The organism is Neptuniibacter sp. QD34_54 (assembly GCF_047778055.1).
Taxonomy (GTDB): domain Bacteria; phylum Pseudomonadota; class Gammaproteobacteria; order Pseudomonadales; family Balneatricaceae; genus Neptuniibacter.
Window position 1 is genome coordinate 1,218,574 of the sequence record NZ_CP180546.1, and the last position, 18,969, is coordinate 1,237,542.

Annotated in this window: 22 protein-coding genes; 7 read left to right on the forward strand and 15 right to left on the reverse strand. The window is 42.0% G+C overall.

The window, feature by feature from the left end:
* Window positions 1–47: 47 nt before the first annotated feature.
* Both ACMXYP_RS05440 and ACMXYP_RS05445 read right to left on the reverse strand, forming a co-directional pair.
* Window positions 48–449: a hypothetical protein gene (locus tag ACMXYP_RS05440; RefSeq protein WP_415884001.1), complete on the reverse strand. Its 402-nt coding sequence runs from the start codon at window positions 447–449 to the stop codon at window positions 48–50.
* Window positions 450–581: 132 nt separating this feature from the next.
* Window positions 582–866, reverse strand: a complete 285-nt coding sequence (locus ACMXYP_RS05445; protein WP_415884646.1) for an ArsR/SmtB family transcription factor — start codon at window positions 864–866, stop codon at window positions 582–584.
* A 355-nt stretch (window positions 867–1,221) separates the two neighbouring features.
* Between ACMXYP_RS05445 and ACMXYP_RS05450 the strand changes: the two genes are divergently transcribed.
* From ACMXYP_RS05450 to ACMXYP_RS05470, 5 genes are all read left to right on the forward strand, one after another.
* The gene (locus tag ACMXYP_RS05450) at window positions 1,222–3,792 is read left to right on the forward strand and encodes an efflux RND transporter permease subunit (RefSeq protein WP_415884002.1); all 2,571 of its coding nucleotides are present in this window, start codon (window positions 1,222–1,224) and stop codon (window positions 3,790–3,792) included.
* Window positions 3,785–4,603, forward strand: coding sequence for an outer membrane lipoprotein-sorting protein (locus tag ACMXYP_RS05455; RefSeq protein ID WP_415884003.1), 819 nt, complete (start codon window positions 3,785–3,787; stop codon window positions 4,601–4,603). Before ACMXYP_RS05450 ends, ACMXYP_RS05455 begins: the two co-directional genes overlap by 8 nt.
* Window positions 4,603–5,892, forward strand: coding sequence for a hypothetical protein (locus ACMXYP_RS05460; RefSeq protein ID WP_415884004.1), 1,290 nt, complete (start codon window positions 4,603–4,605; stop codon window positions 5,890–5,892). Before ACMXYP_RS05455 ends, ACMXYP_RS05460 begins: the two co-directional genes overlap by 1 nt.
* Before the next feature lie 56 nt (window positions 5,893–5,948).
* Window positions 5,949–6,296 (forward strand): Fis family transcriptional regulator, encoded by a 348-nt coding sequence (locus ACMXYP_RS05465; protein ID WP_415884005.1) that lies wholly within the window; start codon window positions 5,949–5,951, stop codon window positions 6,294–6,296.
* Between the two features lie 76 nt (window positions 6,297–6,372).
* Entirely contained in the window at window positions 6,373–6,768 is a 396-nt protein-coding gene (locus ACMXYP_RS05470; protein ID WP_415884006.1) for an NUDIX domain-containing protein, read from the forward strand.
* Window positions 6,769–6,779: 11 nt separating this feature from the next.
* Here ACMXYP_RS05470 and ACMXYP_RS05475 read toward each other — a convergent pair whose 3' ends face one another.
* From ACMXYP_RS05475 to ACMXYP_RS05495, 5 genes are all read right to left on the reverse strand, one after another.
* A complete protein-coding gene (locus tag ACMXYP_RS05475) occupies window positions 6,780–7,796 on the reverse strand; it encodes an ABC transporter substrate-binding protein (RefSeq protein ID WP_415884007.1) in 1,017 nt (338 codons plus the stop codon).
* A 252-nt stretch (window positions 7,797–8,048) separates the two neighbouring features.
* Window positions 8,049–8,387, reverse strand: coding sequence for a zinc ribbon domain-containing protein YjdM (locus tag ACMXYP_RS05480; protein ID WP_415884008.1), 339 nt, complete (start codon window positions 8,385–8,387; stop codon window positions 8,049–8,051).
* A gap of 96 nt (window positions 8,388–8,483) precedes the next feature.
* On the reverse strand, window positions 8,484–8,996 hold the full coding sequence (locus tag ACMXYP_RS05485; RefSeq protein WP_415884009.1) for a hypothetical protein: 513 nt from the start codon (window positions 8,994–8,996) through the stop codon (window positions 8,484–8,486).
* 30 nt (window positions 8,997–9,026) lie between these two features.
* Window positions 9,027–11,099, reverse strand: a complete 2,073-nt coding sequence (locus ACMXYP_RS05490; RefSeq protein WP_415884010.1) for a 4Fe-4S binding protein — start codon at window positions 11,097–11,099, stop codon at window positions 9,027–9,029.
* A gap of 333 nt (window positions 11,100–11,432) precedes the next feature.
* Window positions 11,433–12,374 carry a winged helix-turn-helix domain-containing protein gene (locus ACMXYP_RS05495; RefSeq protein WP_415884011.1) on the reverse strand — a complete coding sequence of 314 codons (942 nt, stop codon included), beginning with the start codon at window positions 12,372–12,374 and terminating at the stop codon, window positions 11,433–11,435.
* A 305-nt stretch (window positions 12,375–12,679) separates the two neighbouring features.
* On the opposite strand from ACMXYP_RS05495, the gene ACMXYP_RS05500 reads away from it, so the two are divergent.
* On the forward strand, window positions 12,680–13,117 hold the full coding sequence (locus ACMXYP_RS05500; RefSeq protein ID WP_415884012.1) for a hypothetical protein: 438 nt from the start codon (window positions 12,680–12,682) through the stop codon (window positions 13,115–13,117).
* A 50-nt stretch (window positions 13,118–13,167) separates the two neighbouring features.
* On the opposite strand, the gene ACMXYP_RS05505 is transcribed toward ACMXYP_RS05500, so the two are convergent.
* The 8 genes from ACMXYP_RS05505 to ACMXYP_RS05540 form a co-directional block, all read right to left on the reverse strand.
* Window positions 13,168–13,551 (reverse strand): hypothetical protein, encoded by a 384-nt coding sequence (locus ACMXYP_RS05505; RefSeq protein WP_415884013.1) that lies wholly within the window; start codon window positions 13,549–13,551, stop codon window positions 13,168–13,170.
* Between the two features lie 134 nt (window positions 13,552–13,685).
* Complete coding sequence (locus ACMXYP_RS05510; RefSeq protein ID WP_415884014.1) at window positions 13,686–14,384, reverse strand: esterase/lipase family protein; 699 nt, start codon at window positions 14,382–14,384, stop codon at window positions 13,686–13,688.
* A 30-nt stretch (window positions 14,385–14,414) separates the two neighbouring features.
* Window positions 14,415–14,711 carry an antibiotic biosynthesis monooxygenase family protein gene (locus ACMXYP_RS05515; RefSeq protein ID WP_415884015.1) on the reverse strand — a complete coding sequence of 99 codons (297 nt, stop codon included), beginning with the start codon at window positions 14,709–14,711 and terminating at the stop codon, window positions 14,415–14,417.
* Window positions 14,712–14,765: 54 nt separating this feature from the next.
* A complete protein-coding gene (locus ACMXYP_RS05520) occupies window positions 14,766–15,065 on the reverse strand; it encodes a hypothetical protein (RefSeq protein ID WP_415884016.1) in 300 nt (99 codons plus the stop codon).
* 12 nt (window positions 15,066–15,077) lie between these two features.
* Window positions 15,078–15,419 (reverse strand): hypothetical protein, encoded by a 342-nt coding sequence (locus ACMXYP_RS05525; protein ID WP_415884017.1) that lies wholly within the window; start codon window positions 15,417–15,419, stop codon window positions 15,078–15,080.
* A gap of 59 nt (window positions 15,420–15,478) precedes the next feature.
* Window positions 15,479–15,784 (reverse strand): hypothetical protein, encoded by a 306-nt coding sequence (locus tag ACMXYP_RS05530; protein WP_415884018.1) that lies wholly within the window; start codon window positions 15,782–15,784, stop codon window positions 15,479–15,481.
* A 46-nt stretch (window positions 15,785–15,830) separates the two neighbouring features.
* On the reverse strand, window positions 15,831–17,111 hold the full coding sequence (locus ACMXYP_RS05535) for a GGDEF domain-containing protein (protein WP_415884019.1): 1,281 nt from the start codon (window positions 17,109–17,111) through the stop codon (window positions 15,831–15,833).
* A 177-nt stretch (window positions 17,112–17,288) separates the two neighbouring features.
* Entirely contained in the window at window positions 17,289–17,702 is a 414-nt protein-coding gene (locus ACMXYP_RS05540) for a DUF2892 domain-containing protein (RefSeq protein WP_415884020.1), read from the reverse strand.
* Window positions 17,703–17,913: 211 nt separating this feature from the next.
* Between ACMXYP_RS05540 and ACMXYP_RS05545 the strand changes: the two genes are divergently transcribed.
* Window positions 17,914–18,846 carry a universal stress protein gene (locus ACMXYP_RS05545; protein ID WP_415884021.1) on the forward strand — a complete coding sequence of 311 codons (933 nt, stop codon included), beginning with the start codon at window positions 17,914–17,916 and terminating at the stop codon, window positions 18,844–18,846.
* Window positions 18,847–18,969 lie beyond the last annotated feature (123 nt).

Genomic DNA, 18,969 nt, shown 5'->3' on the forward strand with positions numbered 1-18,969 from the left:
GTGAGGTTTTAAACAAGAAAGCTTGAACAAAAGTGCTTTTTTAAAGCTTAGGGATTTAGTTGTGTTAGCAGCGTACGGGCTAGTTTTTCCATCTTATCTAGACTGATGTCGGCTTTTTTCAAAAAGGCAGGGTCATAGTGATCGGGATTAGACCAGTGTTTACCACTGATTTGGCAACGTTTGGCTAACTTATCAATCCCAAGGTCTTCGAGGGTAAAGCCAAGTTTTGTCCATAACAGGGATAGGTGGCGCTCTGTTTTATGGTCCCGTTTACCGCAATCATCTAACTGGCGCATATAGACTGCGGTCTCACGTGCTGCAGTGATGACACTTCTAAGAGCAACGATAGATTCTTGCTTGCGTGCTTCGTTGGCGCGGTAGAGATTAGCAAGCCATTTAGTCGCGTGATTAAAAAGATCTGAGAGCGCTTTTCCCGGTAGTAAGTCCATAAGTGTTAAAGCATTTTCAATCCGTTGGCTGGAAAGTCTAGGTTGACTGGAGGCGTTATAAAAAGCAAGGAAATACTGTTGTGACTAGTGTATTGGATAGGCATAAAAAAAGGCCGCTAAGCGGCCTTTATTTTAAAGAGAAGCACAGAACATCTCATGTAGGGTGTGAATAATCCGTTTCGCAGTATCCCCTTGTAGGGAATAATAGATGGTTTGTGATTCCCGACGGGTTTTCACTAGTCCATCTTTCCTTAGTACTGCCAGGTGCTGGGATAAAGCAGACTGGCTTAAATCTAGGCAATTATTCAGTTCAGTAACTGAAAGCTCCTTCCCATCCAGATAGCATAGGATGAGTAGTCGACTTTCATTGCCTAGCGCTTTCATTAATTTTGCAGCCTTGCCGGCATTGGTTCTCATAAGTTCCAATGTTTCCGGATCTAAGGTCGCGTTGTTGGTCTCGTTCAAGTTAACACTCCGAAGCGCTGTATTGTTTTTATCTATGGGCTCACAACGGATTAGTCTACGAACTCTTCGGTTCATTTGTTTGACTTAATCCAGACTTCATCCCCAATTTGCAGCTTCTGTCGATTTTTATATCAACTTATAGTTATGAATAGTGCATTTTTTATAACAGAGTGAATGATACCCCAGATCCACTTATATTCGCAATTTGACTATTATTTCTTTTATATATTAGTATTATCTAATATTTGTGGGTTTTGGTCGAATTGAGGGGAAAATGAGGGAAAAATCTAACTGGTTGGTCTTACCAATGCAAAGACCTAAGTTTGTTTTTGGGTTGATCTTAGCGCTTGTTTTTACAGCACTTTTACCGATTTCAAATATTAAAATTGATACAGACCCAGAGAACATGCTGCCTCACGACCAGGTTGATCGTATGTTTCATGATCAAGTGAAGCAGCGCTTTGGCTTACATGACATGATTGTAGTTGGGATTGTGAATACCCTACAGGAAAAGGGGGTATATAACCCTGAAACGCTATCGGTGTTGTATGATATTTCTACAGTTGTTGATTCCATGGATGGGGTGGTTCGCCAAGATTTATTGGCATTAAACACAGTTGATAACATTCGTCAGTCATTTGAACAGGACGGAGCCATCTTGTTTGAATGGATGATGAATACTGCTCCTTCAACTCAGCTTGAAGCAGATAAAATTCAAGCCGCTGTCGAACGTCTACCACTGTTACAAAATACTTTGGTATCGGCAGATACCAAAGCTGCTGCTATCTATATTCCGATCATTAATAAGTCAGAAAGTTATCGTTTAGCGGGCGAGATTCAAGCAGTAATTGATGAATTAAAACTGAAATATCCAGATTCGGGTAACGAATTTCATATTGCGGGTTTGCCTGTTGCTGAAGATACCTTTGGGGTTGAGATGTTTATTCAAATGGCAATCTCTGCACCTTTAGCTGGTTTAATGATTTTTGCCCTTATGTGGCTTTTCTTTCGCTCAATGTTGTTGATTACAGCGCCTATGCTGGTAGCCATGGCAACAGTTATTGTGACTATGGGCGCATTGATAGGGCAGGGTTATGCCGTACATATCATGAGCTCGATGATCCCTATCTTTTTGATGCCTATAGCTGTTGTAGATTCAGTGCATTTACTCTCTGAATTTTCTGATAGATATAAACCGGGGGAAGATCCAAAGCAGGCGTTAAAAGAGGTACTAGGCCATCTATTCACACCGATGCTGTACACATCGATCACATCTGCAGTGGGTTTCGCCTCTTTGGCGTTAACCCCGATTCCACCTGTACAAATTTTTGGTCTGCACGTTGCGTTTGGCATTATGTTGGCCTTTGTTCTGACCGTTTTCCTTGTTCCAGCATTTATTGTGAGTCTATCGCCACAGCGTTTACAGGCGCTTAAAGATCATTCGGTGAGAGAGGGTTCATCGGAAAAACTAAGTTGGCTACTGAGCGCTGCAGGGAGTTTCTCTACTAACCGCTCTAAGGGGATCCTGATTGTTTTTTCGCTTATATCAGCGCTATCGATTTATGGTGTAAGTACCATTCAAATTAACGATAACCCAGTGCGTTGGTTTAAAGAGGATCATCGCCTACGTATAGCAGACCGGGTTATGAACGCTCATTTTGCTGGGACTTATAATGCTTACCTTGTGCTGGAGAAACCGTCTGAACAATTAGGTGAGTCTTTTTGGAAGGAGCTAACAAGCCAGCCGTTGCCTGAGGCGGTATTGATGAAAATAATTCAGCTGCGAGCACAGACGCAGGCGTATTCACCGAGTAAACGTTTACAGGCGCTTGCCCTTGCATTCGATGATCTATCTTTTGATGACCCTGCTAATGAAGCCTTATGGCTTAGATTGCTGGACAAGGTTGAAGTAGCTCAGCAAAAGGCAAAGTACTTTCTCTCACCTGAAGGTTTAGCGTATCTAGATCAGCTACAGAGTTACTTAGATCAATCTGAACTTGTGGGTAAAACTAACTCTCTAGGTACCTTACTTAAAACGGTTAATCGTGAATTACGAGGCGGGACTGATGAACAGTTTATATTGCCTTCTGACGCTTCTGCAGCCGCTCAAACGGTACTGAGCTTTCAATCTTCTCATCGCCCTGATGACCTTTGGCATATGGTTACACCTGAGTACGATGCCACTTTACTGTGGCTGCAGCTCAGAAGCGGTGATAACCAAGATATGAGTCAAGTAATTGAGCTGGTTGATCGATTTGTGTCTGAAAACCCTCTACCGCAAGGTGTTCAAATGAATTGGGCGGGGCTGACCTACATTAACGTCGTTTGGCAAGAACAGATGGTAAATGGCATGTTGAACAGTTTGATCAGCGCGTTCTTTATGGTGTTACTGATAATGGTGATTCTGTTCCGTTCAATTAAGATTGGTTTACTCGCCATGCTGCCCCTTACGGTCACCATCTTGGTTATCTATGGCCTGATCGGTTTTATTGGCAAGGACTATGACATGCCAATAGCTGTGCTATCGGCATTGACCTTAGGTCTATCTGTCGATTTCGCTATCCATTTTTTGGAGCGCTGCCGTGCTATCTATCGACGTACGGGCAACTGGCCAAAAACAGTTAATGAAGTTTATCAAGGGCCTGCTAGAGCGATTAGTCGCAATGCAATAGTGGTTGCAGTCGGTTTTACCCCCTTACTTTTTGCACCGTTAGTGCCTTACATCACAGTTGGATTTTTCTTGGCGTTAATCATGAGTATCTCTGCGATTGTCACAGTGATTTTACTGCCTGCCGTGATCCACTTGATTAGAAACAAAGCCTCACTTTTTGGTGAACCAAAGAGCAGCGTATCCACAGAGGAAAAGCAAAATGTATAAACCTAACTTTTTAAAAACAACGCTCTTTGGGGCTTTGGTAAGTGTGTTGGCGACTAATGTGAGCAACACGCTGGCCGCGGATTTAACGGATGCAAACGAGATTGTTGCCAAGGCAAATTTGACTGCATATTACGCCGGAGATGATGGACGATCTGAAGCGCGGATGTTAATAAAAGATAGTCAAGGGCGAGTGCAAAAACGGCAATTTACGATCTTAAGACGAGATCGAGAGGATGGCGGTAAGCAGGATTTTCTGGTTGTCTTTAGCCGTCCATCAGATGTGAGAAATACAGCGTTCTTAGTTGCTAAAACACCCGGTAAAGATGATGACCGTTGGTTATATCTTCCAGGGCTAGATTTGGTTAAACGTATCTCTGCTGGTGATAAACGAACTAGCTTTGTTGGCTCACATTTCTTTTATGAGGATGTATCTGGACGTGGTATCGAAGAAGATACCCATCAATTGATCGAAACAGGTGGAAGCTTCTATCAAATTAAAAGCACGCCTATAAAAGCTGCAGAGGTTGAGTTTAGTGGTTATTCCTCATGGATTAATAAACAAAATTATCTGCCGGAAAAAATTGAATATCTCGACGATAACGGCCAGCTTTATCGCCGTATTGAGGTAATCAAAAGCGATGTGATTCAAGGCAATATCACAGTAATCCAATCCAAGGCGATGGATCTGCGTAGTGGAGCTGAAACAATCATGGAGTTCCGTTATCAGAAATATGATCTGGGTATGGAGCAAGCTGTGTTTTCAGAACGTTCATTGCGTAAGCCGCCTCGCCAGTGGCTTCGGAGGCAGTGATGTTTCGGGCAAGCTTATTTCTATTAGGCCTTATAGCCGTTAGTTCTGCAGCACAATCTGATGATTGGGAGCAAAGTGATTGGGATGACGAGGCTAGCGAAACTACCCAGTGGCATGGATTTATCGAATTGGGTGCAGGTGGGCGATTCAGTAATGATCCTGTTTTAGATGAAGATGAAACCCTTGCTGAACTTCGAGGACGGGTAGAAACAGAACTCTTCTCGAACGATAACCGTTATAGTTTCAAAGCCGATCTTTACACTGATGGGGTGGAAGGAGCTACTCAATTTAATCTAAGGGAAGCATTGGCTGATCTACAACTTAGTGATTCGTTGGATCTGCGTTTAGGACATCAGGTATTAACCTGGGGAACGGGTGATTTGTTGTTCCTGAATGATCTATTTGCAAAGGATTGGCAGTCATTTTTTTCTGGGCGCGATGATGAATACTTAAAAGCGCCATCGACCAGCATCAAACTTGCTTACTATGGTAATAAAGCGAATTTAGATTTGGTGTGGACGCCTGTTTTTACTAATGATCAATTTATTAACGGTGAGCGTTATTCCTATTTCTCACCTTTGGTAGGCCAGCAGGTAGCCTCTCCTGAATATACGTTGGTTCCGGATTATCCCCAAGAAAGCTTTACAAACGGTGAATTCGCGGCGCGTTTCTATGGGAATGCGCAATGGGGAGCGAATAATACCGAATGGGCTTTATATGCCTATAGAGGCTTTTGGAAACAACCCAATGCACTTAATACCCAAGGTGATACCTATTTCTCGCCATTAAAAGCTGTTGGGGCAAGCTTAAGAGCCAATATCGGCAAGGGAATAGGGCACGGTGAAATTGCTTGGTATAAGGGTGAAGACGACCAAGGATCAAATCCGCTGCTACCCAATAACCAAGTTCGCTTTTTAGTCGGATATGAGCAGGAACTATTACCGAAATTTACAGTAGGGTTGCAGTATTATCTTGAACACACACAAGATTATGCCGCGCTGATTGCTAATGATGGCAACTCACCTTATCGACCAGATAAGAACCGCGAACTATGGACGCTGCGCCTAAATTATCGGGCTTTGCAGGATAATCTAACACTCAGTTGGTTTAGTTTTTATTCGCCAACAGACGATGACTACTATCATCGACCTTCGGCAAAATATCGTTTCAGTGATGAGTTACAACTGATCGTTGGCGCGAATCTTTTTGGTGGTCAAGAAGCACATACCTTCTTCGGTCAATTTGAAAATGCATCTAATCTTTATGCGAGGATCAGGTGGGGTTATTAATGCTAAATCAGTTATGATCATCTTTCCTAGAAGCTATGGTTATTTCGAAAAGCGAAATGAAAAAATCAGATAAAAAACTAGAAAAAACACTCCGTGAAACGCTGACTGAGGTTTGTGATATTGCGTTGGAATCAGTACCAGGTTTCTGCTGGATTACTCATAAAGTGGATTTTTCTCGTTACCCTGAATCCCTAAAGGTTGTTGCTGTCTTTGATGATGAATCACTTCTAACGCTTGCTAGAAATGCCCATGAGGATCAGTTTTTAAAAAGTTTAATCACCGAAAAACTGGCTCAAGCAGGTGTAAAGCTAAATAAGCCCACTCAACAGATTATTTTCGATTCCGAAGAAGCCTGCGAAGATGCTTGTGGTGGTGATTGGAGCTTAAGGTTAAATCGCTATTAACCCTTCTTTCTCATTATTGCTAAACGAAAACCGGCATTTTCGCGTATGACCCCCGATTACTTGGTTGAAGCTTTCTATGTCTAGTCCTGTTGAATGCGTCTGTTTTGTTGTTGTATCGGGTAGCAAGGTTTTATTTGAGCGTCGCTATTACGAAGATTCTGTATCTACTTACCGAATTAATATACCGGGCGGCCATATCGAGCACGGAGAATCCCAAGAGCAGGCTTTGTTTCGTGAGATTAATGAAGAATTGGGTATTATACCGTTATCTTATGGTTTTTTAGGTTCTCATAATTTTGAGTTAACAGCGAAGCAGTTGCTGCATTACTATTTGATCACTCAATGGAAAGGGGAATTGAAAGCGCAGGAGGGGCAACGTTTGCAATGGTTAGAACCTCGTACGGGGCTTGGGATAAATTCTGTAGATCAAAAGATCTTGGATGTAGCTGGCCTTTGGAAAGCACATACCTAATCATAAGTAGGTCAGGGAAGGTAAATTGCTTTATCTTGAAGGTGGGTGGGCAATTGGATATTCCATTTTTTTAATTGCGAGCGGCTGAAAACAAACTGACCTTGATTGCTGATAACCGGTTCAGATCTCTGATCTTCTTCATTTTGTAGTGTTCTTAACGCAATGGTTGCAGCAGCTTTACCCTGAGAATAACCGTCTAACACGAGTCCACCAATCGCCATATCCTTTCCTACTGAGAATTCCCAAAATGCAAAAATGGGGATCATGGAGTTTTTTGAAGTCCATTTAATGATGTTTTTAGAGGGTACATGAACCCCCTTAGCATCGGTAATTGTGTGATATAGACCGAGAATAATGGCATCGAATTTTTGATCTGAAGCTTGCAGAATAGCTTCCTGCCATTGATTTTGTTCAGCGATAAATTTTACATGGACTGTTGCTGACCCAATTCGCAGTTTATTTTTGTCCTGAAAGACCTCTTTAGCAATCGTTTTTGAGGTGGTACCGGTATCGAAAAGAATTAAAACCTTTTCCATCGGTTTTTCTGTCATTTCTTGTAAGTACATAACCGAGCGCTTCATCAGAGGGCGCTCTAGAACCCCAGATATGTGTTTAGGCAGGAAGGTATATTCAAAATAGTTACGGGGATTATTATTAATACCTAAATAGACAACAGGCGTCTGTTTTCTAGCAAACTTAGGCCCCAAAAATTTTAATGCATTGTCATCGCCTAGAATAACTAAGTCTGGCTCACTCTTTAGATATCTGTCCCATGCTGCTTCAGCCTGTTTAGGGTGTAGATTTGGAGGTAGCCGCTTGGTATCCATTTCAAAGAATTTTATGGTGGCGTAATCTTGAAGCGTATCTTGGATAGCGCGGCGATAGTCTGCATCCCACTTAAATGATGCGTGATAGCTCTCAATCACAAGCACCTGTTTTTTTCCGTCAGCGAAAGTTTGCGAAGAGGAAAGTGAAAATAGCAGGAGCATAGTGCAGAGCAAATAAGACAACTTAATTATTACTGCCAAATCAATGTCTTCCTTAATCGTTGCTAGCAAGTATACGAAGTATAGGAGTGATTATGGTACAGCGCTTAAATGTTGTTGAATTACAGGGGATAAGGTCAAGTTTGTGGCATTAAGCTTGGTTAAAAATACCAGTCAATAGATGCTTAGATAATATGGAGAAACCAAGTTTCTCTGTTGTGATTTCTTCTAGGCGGGGGCAGCTGAGTCATTAATACTGGTAAGCAATGCCTACCAGTATTAACAAAGAATGAGTTAAGCGCGTTTGACAAACTTAGCAGTTACCATCATATCGCCTGCACCATCCACTTTGCAGTCCAGCTCGTGATCTTTACCTTCAACGATACGCTTGATCACTGCTTTTGTTCCGATCTTTAAGACTATGGAGCTGCCTTTAACCTTAAGGTCTTTGATTAAAGTTACCTTATCGCCATCAGCGAGTTGCGTGCCATTGGAATCTTTAACAACAAAGACGTCCTCTTCAGCATCCGCTTCAGTAGGGTTCCATTCATGAGCGCATTCAGGGCAGATCAATAGCTCTTGATCTTGGTAAACAAATTCAGAATTACACTCAGGGCAAGGTGGTAAAGACATACTTTCTACTTCTTTAAATTAGTTGAGTGTGAATGGTAATAGTTATAAGAAAACTAAGCGAGTGATTTGCAGCGCTTAGATTACGATAGTGGCCAGTTAATTGAGATGGATAGCATTTTCTGTCCTTAATTTAGGCCTCTGCAAAGGATAGTTTATCTGAGCAATAATGGCGTGCAATGAGCGCCCTCCTTGACCTTCTAGTTCCAGATCTAACCAAGTTAGAATTGCGGTTTCATGCTCTACCATGGATTGGAGAATTTCATGATCCTGGTCAGGCCCCAGCTCTGCTATCTCTTTAAATCTTTCAAGGTATTGCAAGACCATAGGTTTAAAGGTGGCAATAAACTGCTCCCAGCTACTTTGTAGATATAGTTCTACGAAACCTAGTATTTGGGCTTCGTCAATTTCTTCGTACAGATCGATATGGTAACGGTACAAAAAAGGTCTGAGACGTGCCTTAGTTTCTGTTTCTAGTTGCAATAAAGTGCCAAATTTATATTTATCGGTAGAGTTTTTAGCCACCTCGTATAGAGCTAGTGATGCCGCTTCACCGAAAACTTCGCTGTCTAATAATTCCCTCAGGCACTGCGGATATAGATTGGTATTCATTGCATGCTCCTTAATCATTGAACGGTTAATTTATTCACACGTGGCTATTAATTTGTGGTTATGTGGTCGGGTTTTGAGCTTCCGACCTTGACGTTTTTCGACGATAAGCGGGACACAGAGATTGTCGTTTTCGTAGATAACGACGCAATCTAAGCACTGGAAGCATTCGTCGTAGTCGATCTGGCCAGTTTGTTCGATTGATCTGTACTCGCAGCGCTGCTTGCATAGCTGGCATGGGCTACCGCATTCATCACGTCTTGGTAGCCAATTGAGTAAACGTAGTTTTCCAAGTATCGCCATAGCGGCACCTAAAGGGCAGACATAACGGCAGTAGCCTTTATAGACAAACACACTGAGCGCAACTAAGAGCAGAGCCCAAATGACAAAGGGCCAAGAACGAACAAAGAAAAAGGTAATGCTGGTTTTAAACGGTTCAATCTCTACGAGACGGTCTGTCCAGATCGGAGAGGTAAAAGCGCAGGTAAGTATCAGAAGTAGCACAACATACTTCAGCTTTTTAAAGTGCTTATCCCATTGGCTTGATGGTTCAAATTGTCTGATGTTTAAAGACGTCAGTAATTTTGTAGATAATCCTTGAAGTGCGCCAAAAGGGCACAACCATCCGCAAAATGTACCGCGCCCCCAAATAAAGAATGTAATAAAGACACAGCCCCAAAGGAGGGTTGTCATAGGATCGTAAAGGAAGAAGTTTAAGTTACCGCCAGCCATCAGTGCTTGAATGGCACCCGTAATGTTTACAATTGATAGTTGCCCTTGTGCATACCAGCCGATAAAAAATAGGGTGAATAGCAGATAACAAATTCGGAAATAGGCGAAGAATTTTTTATGTTTAGTGACATGCGCCTGTTTAATTAAGACGATAAATAGAACAACTAAACCCAGTGATAGGATGATTATCTCTCCAAGTCGATCCTCCCAAATCGGTTGCCATGTTTTACCGTTGATATCGGGTTCATAAAAGTAATCATCAGGCACGCTGTATTTGAATTTAAGCTCTTTAGTTGTGCTAGGAAGGTAGGAGATTGATTGTCCTCGGGTGATACCTAAATCGAACTCTAAGGGTAAGGAAATATCGATTCCTGATGTATCGATAACTCTATATACCATCCAGTCTGCTTGGCTTAGAGGCTCAGGTAATTTGATTTTGTAATCGGGTTGAATCAGATCTAGGCGGTCGTCAAAATCAAGATCACGCATCTCTATTGGCAAGCCCTGTTGCCTTAAAAGTAAGCGATCAGAAATCCCTGCACGTAGTGTATTCTCGTGCATGAAGGAATAGCGCCCATTACTGACTACCAATAGAGCATGGTCGCCAGCCTCTAAGTTTTCTTGTAAAAATTCCCAAGATTCTGGGGTTAATAGGTTTCTTCCTAAAGTTGGGATAGCGAGATCCATTACGTAAAGCTCGACAAAATTGCCTTTCGGTTGCTTAAGAGCAATCGGATCTCGTCCTTCTGCTTGAGTGCCTGCGAAAAGGGCTTCGGCTTCAGCGTTGGTATATAGGATTTTGTTTATCAGGCCGCTATCGATTAGCTCGGACCAGCCTTTTACTTCAAAGATATCGTGGTCTATTTTGGCAATTAGGTCTGGATCTTTACTGCCACCAAAACCTAATTTGGCTCTGGCAATTTTGATTGCTGAAGAAAGAAGGGTTTGATTTAAAATTCGAATGGATGCGGTAGCGCCAGTCACACCATCAAGATAGATATTTTTACTGTCGTTTGGCTTCTTTTGTCCCTGCTTATCGCTGAATTTAATATTCTGCATCAGAGATAACCCTTTATATTGATCAACAAAATCAAACATGGGTTGTTCGCCAATACCGGCTACAAACATCGGTTCTCGGTGGAATAGAACGCGCACATCGACAAACGAGCCCTCACTGTCGAGGACAGCGAGTAAGTTGTAAGGCACACCCATAAATCCAGGGATAGAAGAGAAGTCGATCGATTCGTAAATGTAACCTACTTGATTTAGTCCAGTGACTTCCTCTTTAAACAGCGGCCAAACATCAATAGTGTTGTCTTTCTCTCCAACAACAAATGGGGAGGGGTAGAGCTTACGCAATTTTTCCTGCGTCATGATGCTTTCCACTTTTGTGGGAGTATCGCTGACAGAACTAGCGCTAAATCCTAATGAAGGAACGATGAGTAGTAAGAACGAGAGCAGCCAAGAATAGCTATTTAGCTTCCACATACGTAAACCTTTTCAAGCAATAAGGCATCTAGGTTCAGCTGCAAAAGCTGATCAGTGATCGGGATCACTGATGAGATTTTAGAGGGACGCTATAGCCTTTGATTTATCGTGCCGACGATGAAGTCAGCACGATTTTTTACAGGCTATTTAAGTTTTTTAAGTGGAGTAAAGTGTCAGATTTTTAAAAGAAATTTAAAAAAATAATGAAAAATCAATAAATTATAAGGACTCTTTAGGAAAGCGATACCCTTGGCCATGTACGGTTTCGATGACTGGTTTATATTGGCGCTTAGGGTCTAGTTTCTTTCTGAGAGTCACAATATGTTGTTCTAGGGATCGGCTACTCGGTACAAAATCGCGTCCCCAACCTGCGTTATAAAGCTTGTCTTTGCTAACCACTTCATCCGGGTGTTGGAATAAGCAAGTCAGAAGTTTTAAATCTCTTACAGAAATCTGTTCACTATAATCGCCACGGGTGATACACATGCGCCGTGGGTCGATTTTCATATCACCCATCTCGAAAATATCATTCGTGTCATGACTTGTAGCAATGCTCTCTTTATTTTTTCGTTGAAAGAAAATATAGGCGGTGCTACCCATTAAGATGGTTAGCAAAATTAAGATAAGGCCATAAAAGTAACCGTCATTTCCAGGAGCCGCTAAGTGTTTGTTTTCTGCTAGTAACCCAGTTACTAAAAGATCTTTTTGGATGCCAAGAGCAGCTGCAAGATCTGCTGTCTTAAGCAATAAACAGACTGAAATCCCTTCGCTTTGACAAAAGAATAAAGCATCCACGTTGATGTCATATGCTTCCCAAGCAGTTGGGGTAGCTGTCTGCAATAACGCTTCTAAGCGGGGATAGTTGTTCGTCACTATGTAATCGTTAAGGTGAGTACTGGATTGGGTATCTGGGAAAATCAGCTCGTGATTAGCGTCCCAGACTGCAATGGTTTCTATTAGATGAGTCGAAGCTTGTTTAATCCGCAGGCTAGTTTGATTGTTTTCGTTTATATCATCACTAATCCAAGCCAGTTCGCCCTTTAAAAATGATTCTGTTTGTTGTCGGATATCGTTCGGTTGCGTAATAGCAAAAGAAGCAAAGCTGACAAGTAAACTTGTAATGGCCAAAGCAGCGGATAAAGCGAGCTGATGAAATTTCATAAGAGGGCTTAAAGTTATAGTGACTCTATATATGTCGTTAATAGTAAAGAATATTCGTTGAGCATTAAATCTGAATTTAGAAAGTTATGCCTGTAAAAAGGGGGCAATAGCTTGCCGAAAAGCGGCAGGCTTTGCGCTTAAATTCCAAGTTTTGCTCGGTAGAGCATAAGCGTAGAACTAAGTTGATCTAGGCTACAGCGCTGATTCTAAGCATCTATAGTTGAGAAAGCTTAAGATATTTATTGGTTGGCATGCTAGTTGCTTTGATGTTTTTAATATGCATTTTATATGGTAGGGAAATCATTATGCAAGTCAACCAAACTTCTCACGCAGCTCAGGTTTATCAAACTCAAAGTAAAGGATCTGTTAATACGACGCATGGCGCTGGCAATAGTGTTAAAGCTTCGAGTGGCGATGTGCATCTGAGTAAAGAAGCGCGTAATGCACAAAGCGCTTTGAATGGCATTGCAAACAGATATGATGTCACTAATATTTCTACACGCGAACGCGGCGCTATGGTGAGTGACCTACAAGAAAAGGGACTTCTTTCTAATGAAGATGCAATGAGAATGGCTGCGCCTTTTAGTATGAATGAGAACATCGACACCAAAAGGGATTGGTTACAAATCAGCAAAGACGCTCTAGCCTTTGCAGAGCAAAATGGTCAGTCGCCAAAAGAGCTGGAATCTATAAAAAGAAATGTTTCGATCTTAGAGCAGCTTTTTGAACTGAGAGATAAATAGCGATTATCTATCTGAAATGACAAAGGAGAGCTAGGCTCTCCTATAGTAGATTAATCCCCGCCGCCACTGGAGTCACCACCACAACTTCCGCTGTCTCTATTATTGCATCTGCTATCCGAATCGGATGAGAAAAAATCAATATCTATGCCCCATCCATCGTCATCACCATCGTTGTTACGCGAAGATCGATTACGATTAAAGGTGGCTAAAAATACACCCACAGCAAGGCAGAACAACACTTCAGGTGTAAAGCTATTGTGATAACCATATGCGGCTGAGGCAGCAATTATTATTACGCCTAGACTTCGTAAGCAGAAAAATAGCTTGCCGGCGAGGAGCCCACCGATGAAAAAAATAACACAGCCTAAAACGATACCGTCTGTGTAAAGTGCGTATAAACCAACGGCTGCTAGTAGATATCCAATCATGCTCATATAGGTAATGTCCTTATCATAACAGTAAGGGAGAACTCTGCCTTACGAGCAGAGCCGCCACTTCTCAAATCGTATCAACAAATATAGGTGTGCCGAATTTAGGGTATAAGATGTAACTTGGCCTTGTTGGCTAATCAAAGGTTTTTACTCTGATCAAAGTTACCGTTCTTTAAATAGTTCACCACTTGAGCGATTACTTTCTTGTTTTTCATCATAAAAGGGTGAGTAACTGGCATTGCGATATGATCGTTCATACCTTCGAGTTTTGTATTCTCGATTGAGACCTTGCCATCATCGGTGCTTGGGATCAGTGTGGACAATATCAAATTGATACTACGGGTACCGGCTATAATCCCTACGTCAAAGTTCGCTTTGCCGAGAGTATTTGGAACGCTTAGCTCTCCAGTACCTAGCTGTAGGCCTGCATCACCATTGATAAAGTGGAAGCCGGGAACTTCGCCAAGCTTATCGACAATTTCACTTCCTCTATTTGGTGGCCCAAGCATAACTACTCTGTTTAAATTATTTATTTCATGAGCTCTTAGGTATTGGCGAACTAAGATCCCACCAAGGGAATGAGTTACAAAATTCACCTTCATGCTCTTAGGGCACTGATCTAGTGCGGGCTTTATTGCTAATTCGGCAAGCTGTTCTATTGGATAATCTCTGGAAGGGTAGTCGATGTTAATCGTTAGAAAACCTTCTTTGATCAAAGACTCTTCTAACGTTTCCATCGAGCTTGAAGAGCGGGCGAGGCCATGAATTAGAATCACGCAAGAGGCTTGAGTGCTGATGGAAAAAGCGAGTAAGAAAAATGCCAATAGTCCTTTCATATTGATTAGTCCATATCATCCTTAATTGGTCTAGCGGGTATAGTCTTTTATCTCTTCGTATGCATCTGCAGATATTCGTTTGCCTAGTGTTCGCATTTTCTGCATCTGTTCTGGGTTTTCATTTCCCCAAAAATTCTTCCAGGATTCAAGGGAGTCCCACTTTGCGATGGTGATCACTTCGTTTTCATTTTCAACGGACTTCAGCATAAAACTACCAAGGGCACCGTTAACAGTTTCATGAATATGATTGGTTGTATTGGTCCAGATCGCTTTAAACTCTTCAAAGTTCTCTGCTGGAACCTGCCATCGATAAACAACTCTTACCATTTCAATCTCCGATCTCTTATAGTCTTACTACCAGTTGTGGATTAGCTCTAAGAGTTAAAACGTATCTTCGTGACCTTCTAACTCGGGCTCATCGTATATATAAAGTTCGTAGTGTTCGCGTAGTTTTGAAATGACTTTGTGTACCAACAAACCGTTTAAACTATCGGACTTAATTTGAAAGCGCATGCTGGTGAAGGTATCTAGAGCGACCTTTTCTTCACCCTCATAGATCCAAATCCAAGCATCACCTTGTACACCTGACTCTACATTCGAGAATGTCTGCTGCACAAGTTGGAGCAGCTTGGGATAGATATCGTAGTAGCTAACATCGGATGCTATTTCTGCAAAGATCATAGCTACTTCTTCCTAAATCAATATATTTGAAGCGATCGATTCATAAAATTTAATAGCCGCAGCACTTAAAATTAAAGCAACACACGCAAGTTTTAGTGCATTCCAAGGGCCAGTGCCTAACAATACTCCAAGAGTGATGCCTAATGTAACTAGAGCCGCAAAGAACCCAATAAAACCGCCATCAACAGCGTCATAAACGAATAAAGCTAGTGCTGGGCCTAGTAATGCTGCAATCAAACAGAGGAAAAAGTTGGTGCGCGAAGCATCAAACCATGAGGCCGCGATTTTCAACGGTAAAACAATCGTTGCACTGATAACGGCTAAAAAGTGTAGAGTGAGAGCTGGTACTTCCATGTGAAAATCCTTTTAAATGTAATCCGTTTTTATAATTTGAATCGTACTAGCGATTCTAATTACTCACTAGCATACAGTTGTATGGCTGATTCAGCTATGGAACTTGTAATCAAGTAGGTGAGTAAGAATACTAAGATAGGAAATACCAAAGCAAAAACAGCTTTAAACTCAATAAACTGATGATTAACTGCTTTGGTGAATTCGCCATTATATAACTTCTCCTCTTCACTGCCTTGTGATTGCTTAAGCTGATCTTTGAATCGTTTGTAGTTGCTAAAGCACTCACGAAACATATGAATACCCATAGGTATCGAAATCAAAAGGCCAAACGCTAGTCCAATTATCTGAGGCAAGCTTTCTATCATCGTTATTCCTTTAACCGTTTAATCAGCATTAGTTGATTAAATACTCTTAAGCATAATCCTTCCGATGCCCGCGCTTCTGAGTCTTAGGCTTCGGCTTGTAATGAACCGCTGTAGAGCAGTTTCGGCCATTACGTTTTGATTCGTATAGGGCTTCGTCGGACTTTTTCATGACCGCCATTGAGTCAGGAATTTCAGGTGTTTTTTCACAGAAGCCTATGCTGATGGTGACACTGACTATTTCAGTTTCCGGTGCATTTTTGCGCATCTTTTGACCCTGTTCGTTATCGTCTGGGCGGTCTTGATTACGGATATGCATAGGGTAATTGGCGATAGTTTCACGCAATTGTTCTATGTAAGGCAGGGCTTCAGCTTCGCTTTTACCTGGGAATACTAGGGTGAACTCCTCACCACCATAGCGGTAGGCTTTACCGCCACCACTGACTTGGTTCAGTTTGGCAGCAACCATTTTTAATACTTGGTCGCCGACATCATGACCGTAGGTATCGTTAAACTTTTTAAAGTGGTCGATATCACACATTGCCAGGGTGTACTTTTTACCTAGGGTTGAGAACTTATCAAGCAATGCACGACGGGCAGGAATACAGGTAAGTTCATCAATAAATGCCATTTGATAAGAGTTTTGAACAACCGAAATAGCCAGTGCGATCATGCTGGCCGAAATAAATAGCGCAGAGATCATCGGCTGATGGAACCAACTCAGCATGATCAGGGCAGATAATAAACTCGCCAGCAAAGCGGCATCTGTATAGGTCTTCCTAAACACAAACGAGAGCATAATTGGAACAAGGCCAAGGCCAAATGCCAGTGCAGCTGCTTGGCTTAGGTAATACTCGTGCAACAGCATTTCTAACATCATCATTGGTAGGTTCGCTAGGTAGAGCCCTAGAGAGCCATTGGACCAAATTAGATATAAAACCCCGTAACTAATCAGGATGACAGACAGCCGGATGATGCCAACAGGGGTAAATAAACCTCGCTCTTTATACAGCGCAATGCAGCCAAGATGGAAAGGGAGCAGTATCGATATACAGCTAAAAAGGACAAAGGCATCTGGCTGATTCAGACTGGTTTGGAGACCATTTTGAATTAACCAATAGGCTCCACAAAGGTTTACTGCGGCAAACAAGATACGACTGCGGTTAAACCCGTAACCTAATAGCGCGACAATGATCGCCAGAGGGTAGGGAGTCAGAGTGAGAATCTGTTGATATTCCTCACTCAATTGAGCAGTAATAGGCAATAACAGGCCTGCTGCACACAGCAGAATAAAAGAGGGCAGTATTAAACCGGCAGATCGCAATAGCATGTATATCTATAAAATTCTGAAGCTAAATAAGATGCGTTATTGTATCTGCATCACAATTAAAAATATTGTTTTTAGACAACAAAATGAAGGAAGTTAAGCAAGCCGGATATATTCCGGCTTGTTTTTGTGGCCTAGCACAAGGGATGGGGAAACTAGGCCGATAGGAACCGGATTAAATTAGCTCGCTTGAGTGCTTTTAAAACCTAAAAGTTTCGCAACCATCATAGCTGGGCACCAGCCTGTAAGTGCCGATTGGGTCAAACTCACACCTACGATAGCCGTTACGATTAATAACGCTTGAGGAGCTTGTAAAAACAATACAGGCCCCACTGTGAACATCACAACACAACCAGCGATAATGTGAAGGCCTTGATTGATGGTCATACCTTCGCAATTACAACTCTCCGCTTTTAATCCCAACTTCTGAAAAATAAATACAGCAGGGCACCAGCCGGTAAAAGCAGATTGGAATAGGTTAAGGCCAACAAAACCGGTTAGGTAATACCAATTGGCATTCATGTAATAACCTAAAACTAAGCTAGCTAATATGACACTGCCAGCCATCAGACGAAGCGCGGCGTTAAGAGACATGATGATTCCTTTAAGTAGAGAGTCGTTGGAAATATTATATATAAGTTGTATCTAATATAAAGATCGGGCTTAGTCCAAGTTTTTATAATTAAATGTAGTGAAAGCGTACTTTGTTATAAGGGGCTTACAAACGAACTGGAAAACCTTCAATTTAGGATCCAGACTGGAGATATAGAGAGAGGAATATCAACCACTTGCTGGTGAGGAAGAGATGGATAGGTTACTGGTCAATATCGATTTTAAACACGATAACTCCAGCCTTATAGAGAAAGCAGTAAATCTAGCGGAACAACATTCTGCTTTTCTCGAGCTGTTTAGTTGCTGTTATAACCGCTCGATCAAACATAGCCACATGTTTGATGCTAAACAAGAATTAAAAGCCGAACATGCCTACGTTAAACAAACCGAAGCCAAGCTTGAAGAGCTCTGCTTAAATATCGAAGCTTTAGGTATAAAAACGGGTTTTGATGCTAGCTGGAATCGTCATACTGGTGAAGGAATTGTTCGTAAGGCTCTACGTTTTCAACCGGACTTAGTGCTTCATTCAATTCAGCCGCATACTCGATTGGGCCATTATTTATTTGCCCCTGTCGATTGGCAGCTTGCACGTAAATGTCCTGTCCCCGTTCTGTTTGTGAAACAAAGGCCATGGGGTGACCATACCCGCGTTGTAACCTGCATAGATCCTCTACATAAAGATGATGTAAAAGGCGCTTTAGATAGGGAGCTGATCGAGCGAACCCGTGAAATTATGGACGACGGCCACAACGAACTAAGAGTTTTACACTGTTATAACACCTTACCCCAAGAAGTGATTTTTGATGAGCATGTAGTCACAGACTACGAAGCGCTGCAGGAGCGTGTAGAGCGAAGTCACCTTAGCTCCTGTGATGAATTACTTGAAGAATATGGTTTGAGTATCGAATCGGATATGGTCGATATCATCAAAGGCGAAGCGGATCTGACCATTAGTAACTATGCCAAACATAATAAAATTGATGTGGTTGTAATGGGTGGCGTAGCACGTACCATTCTGGATCGATTATTAGTCGGCAGCACAACAGAACATGTCGTTGATCATGTCGATTGCGATGTGATGATCGTTAAGCATCCGGATTTTGTTTGCCCTGTACCAGAATCATGAGGGTATTTATCGGTGTTATTCTGCCTTCAGCATTTCAGGCTTTAGTGATCTTTATCATCGCTTCTATGGACCAAGGCAACGAATCAAGATAATAGATCTTGGGCAGGTTTGGCTGCGTTTTTG

Excerpts from the sequence above, each read along its gene's own strand:
- ACMXYP_RS05505 (WP_415884013.1), bottom strand. The coding sequence starts at position 13,551 with ATGAGCATGATTGGATATCTACTAGCAGCCGTTGGTTTATACGCACTT.
- ACMXYP_RS05490 (WP_415884010.1), bottom strand. The coding sequence starts at position 11,099 with ATGACGCAGGAAAAATTGCGTAAGCTCTACCCCTCCCCATTTGTTGTT.
- ACMXYP_RS05500 (WP_415884012.1), top strand. The coding sequence starts at position 12,680 with ATGCAAGTCAACCAAACTTCTCACGCAGCTCAGGTTTATCAAACTCAA.
- ACMXYP_RS05520 (WP_415884016.1), bottom strand. The coding sequence starts at position 15,065 with ATGATCTTTGCAGAAATAGCATCCGATGTTAGCTACTACGATATCTAT.
- ACMXYP_RS05540 (WP_415884020.1), bottom strand. The coding sequence starts at position 17,702 with ATGTCTCTTAACGCCGCGCTTCGTCTGATGGCTGGCAGTGTCATATTA.
- ACMXYP_RS05545 (WP_415884021.1), top strand. The coding sequence starts at position 17,914 with ATGGATAGGTTACTGGTCAATATCGATTTTAAACACGATAACTCCAGC.
- ACMXYP_RS05470 (WP_415884006.1), top strand. The coding sequence starts at position 6,373 with ATGTCTAGTCCTGTTGAATGCGTCTGTTTTGTTGTTGTATCGGGTAGC.
- ACMXYP_RS05515 (WP_415884015.1), bottom strand. The coding sequence starts at position 14,711 with ATGGTAAGAGTTGTTTATCGATGGCAGGTTCCAGCAGAGAACTTTGAA.
- ACMXYP_RS05530 (WP_415884018.1), bottom strand. The coding sequence starts at position 15,784 with ATGATAGAAAGCTTGCCTCAGATAATTGGACTAGCGTTTGGCCTTTTG.
- ACMXYP_RS05460 (WP_415884004.1), top strand. The coding sequence starts at position 4,603 with ATGTTTCGGGCAAGCTTATTTCTATTAGGCCTTATAGCCGTTAGTTCT.
- ACMXYP_RS05525 (WP_415884017.1), bottom strand. The coding sequence starts at position 15,419 with ATGGAAGTACCAGCTCTCACTCTACACTTTTTAGCCGTTATCAGTGCA.
- ACMXYP_RS05445 (WP_415884646.1), bottom strand. The coding sequence starts at position 866 with ATGAGAACCAATGCCGGCAAGGCTGCAAAATTAATGAAAGCGCTAGGC.
- ACMXYP_RS05440 (WP_415884001.1), bottom strand. The coding sequence starts at position 449 with ATGGACTTACTACCGGGAAAAGCGCTCTCAGATCTTTTTAATCACGCG.
- ACMXYP_RS05485 (WP_415884009.1), bottom strand. The coding sequence starts at position 8,996 with ATGAATACCAATCTATATCCGCAGTGCCTGAGGGAATTATTAGACAGC.
- ACMXYP_RS05455 (WP_415884003.1), top strand. The coding sequence starts at position 3,785 with ATGTATAAACCTAACTTTTTAAAAACAACGCTCTTTGGGGCTTTGGTA.
- ACMXYP_RS05465 (WP_415884005.1), top strand. The coding sequence starts at position 5,949 with ATGAAAAAATCAGATAAAAAACTAGAAAAAACACTCCGTGAAACGCTG.
- ACMXYP_RS05510 (WP_415884014.1), bottom strand. The coding sequence starts at position 14,384 with ATGAAAGGACTATTGGCATTTTTCTTACTCGCTTTTTCCATCAGCACT.
- ACMXYP_RS05450 (WP_415884002.1), top strand. The coding sequence starts at position 1,222 with ATGCAAAGACCTAAGTTTGTTTTTGGGTTGATCTTAGCGCTTGTTTTT.
- ACMXYP_RS05535 (WP_415884019.1), bottom strand. The coding sequence starts at position 17,111 with ATGCTATTGCGATCTGCCGGTTTAATACTGCCCTCTTTTATTCTGCTG.
- ACMXYP_RS05480 (WP_415884008.1), bottom strand. The coding sequence starts at position 8,387 with ATGTCTTTACCACCTTGCCCTGAGTGTAATTCTGAATTTGTTTACCAA.
- ACMXYP_RS05495 (WP_415884011.1), bottom strand. The coding sequence starts at position 12,374 with ATGAAATTTCATCAGCTCGCTTTATCCGCTGCTTTGGCCATTACAAGT.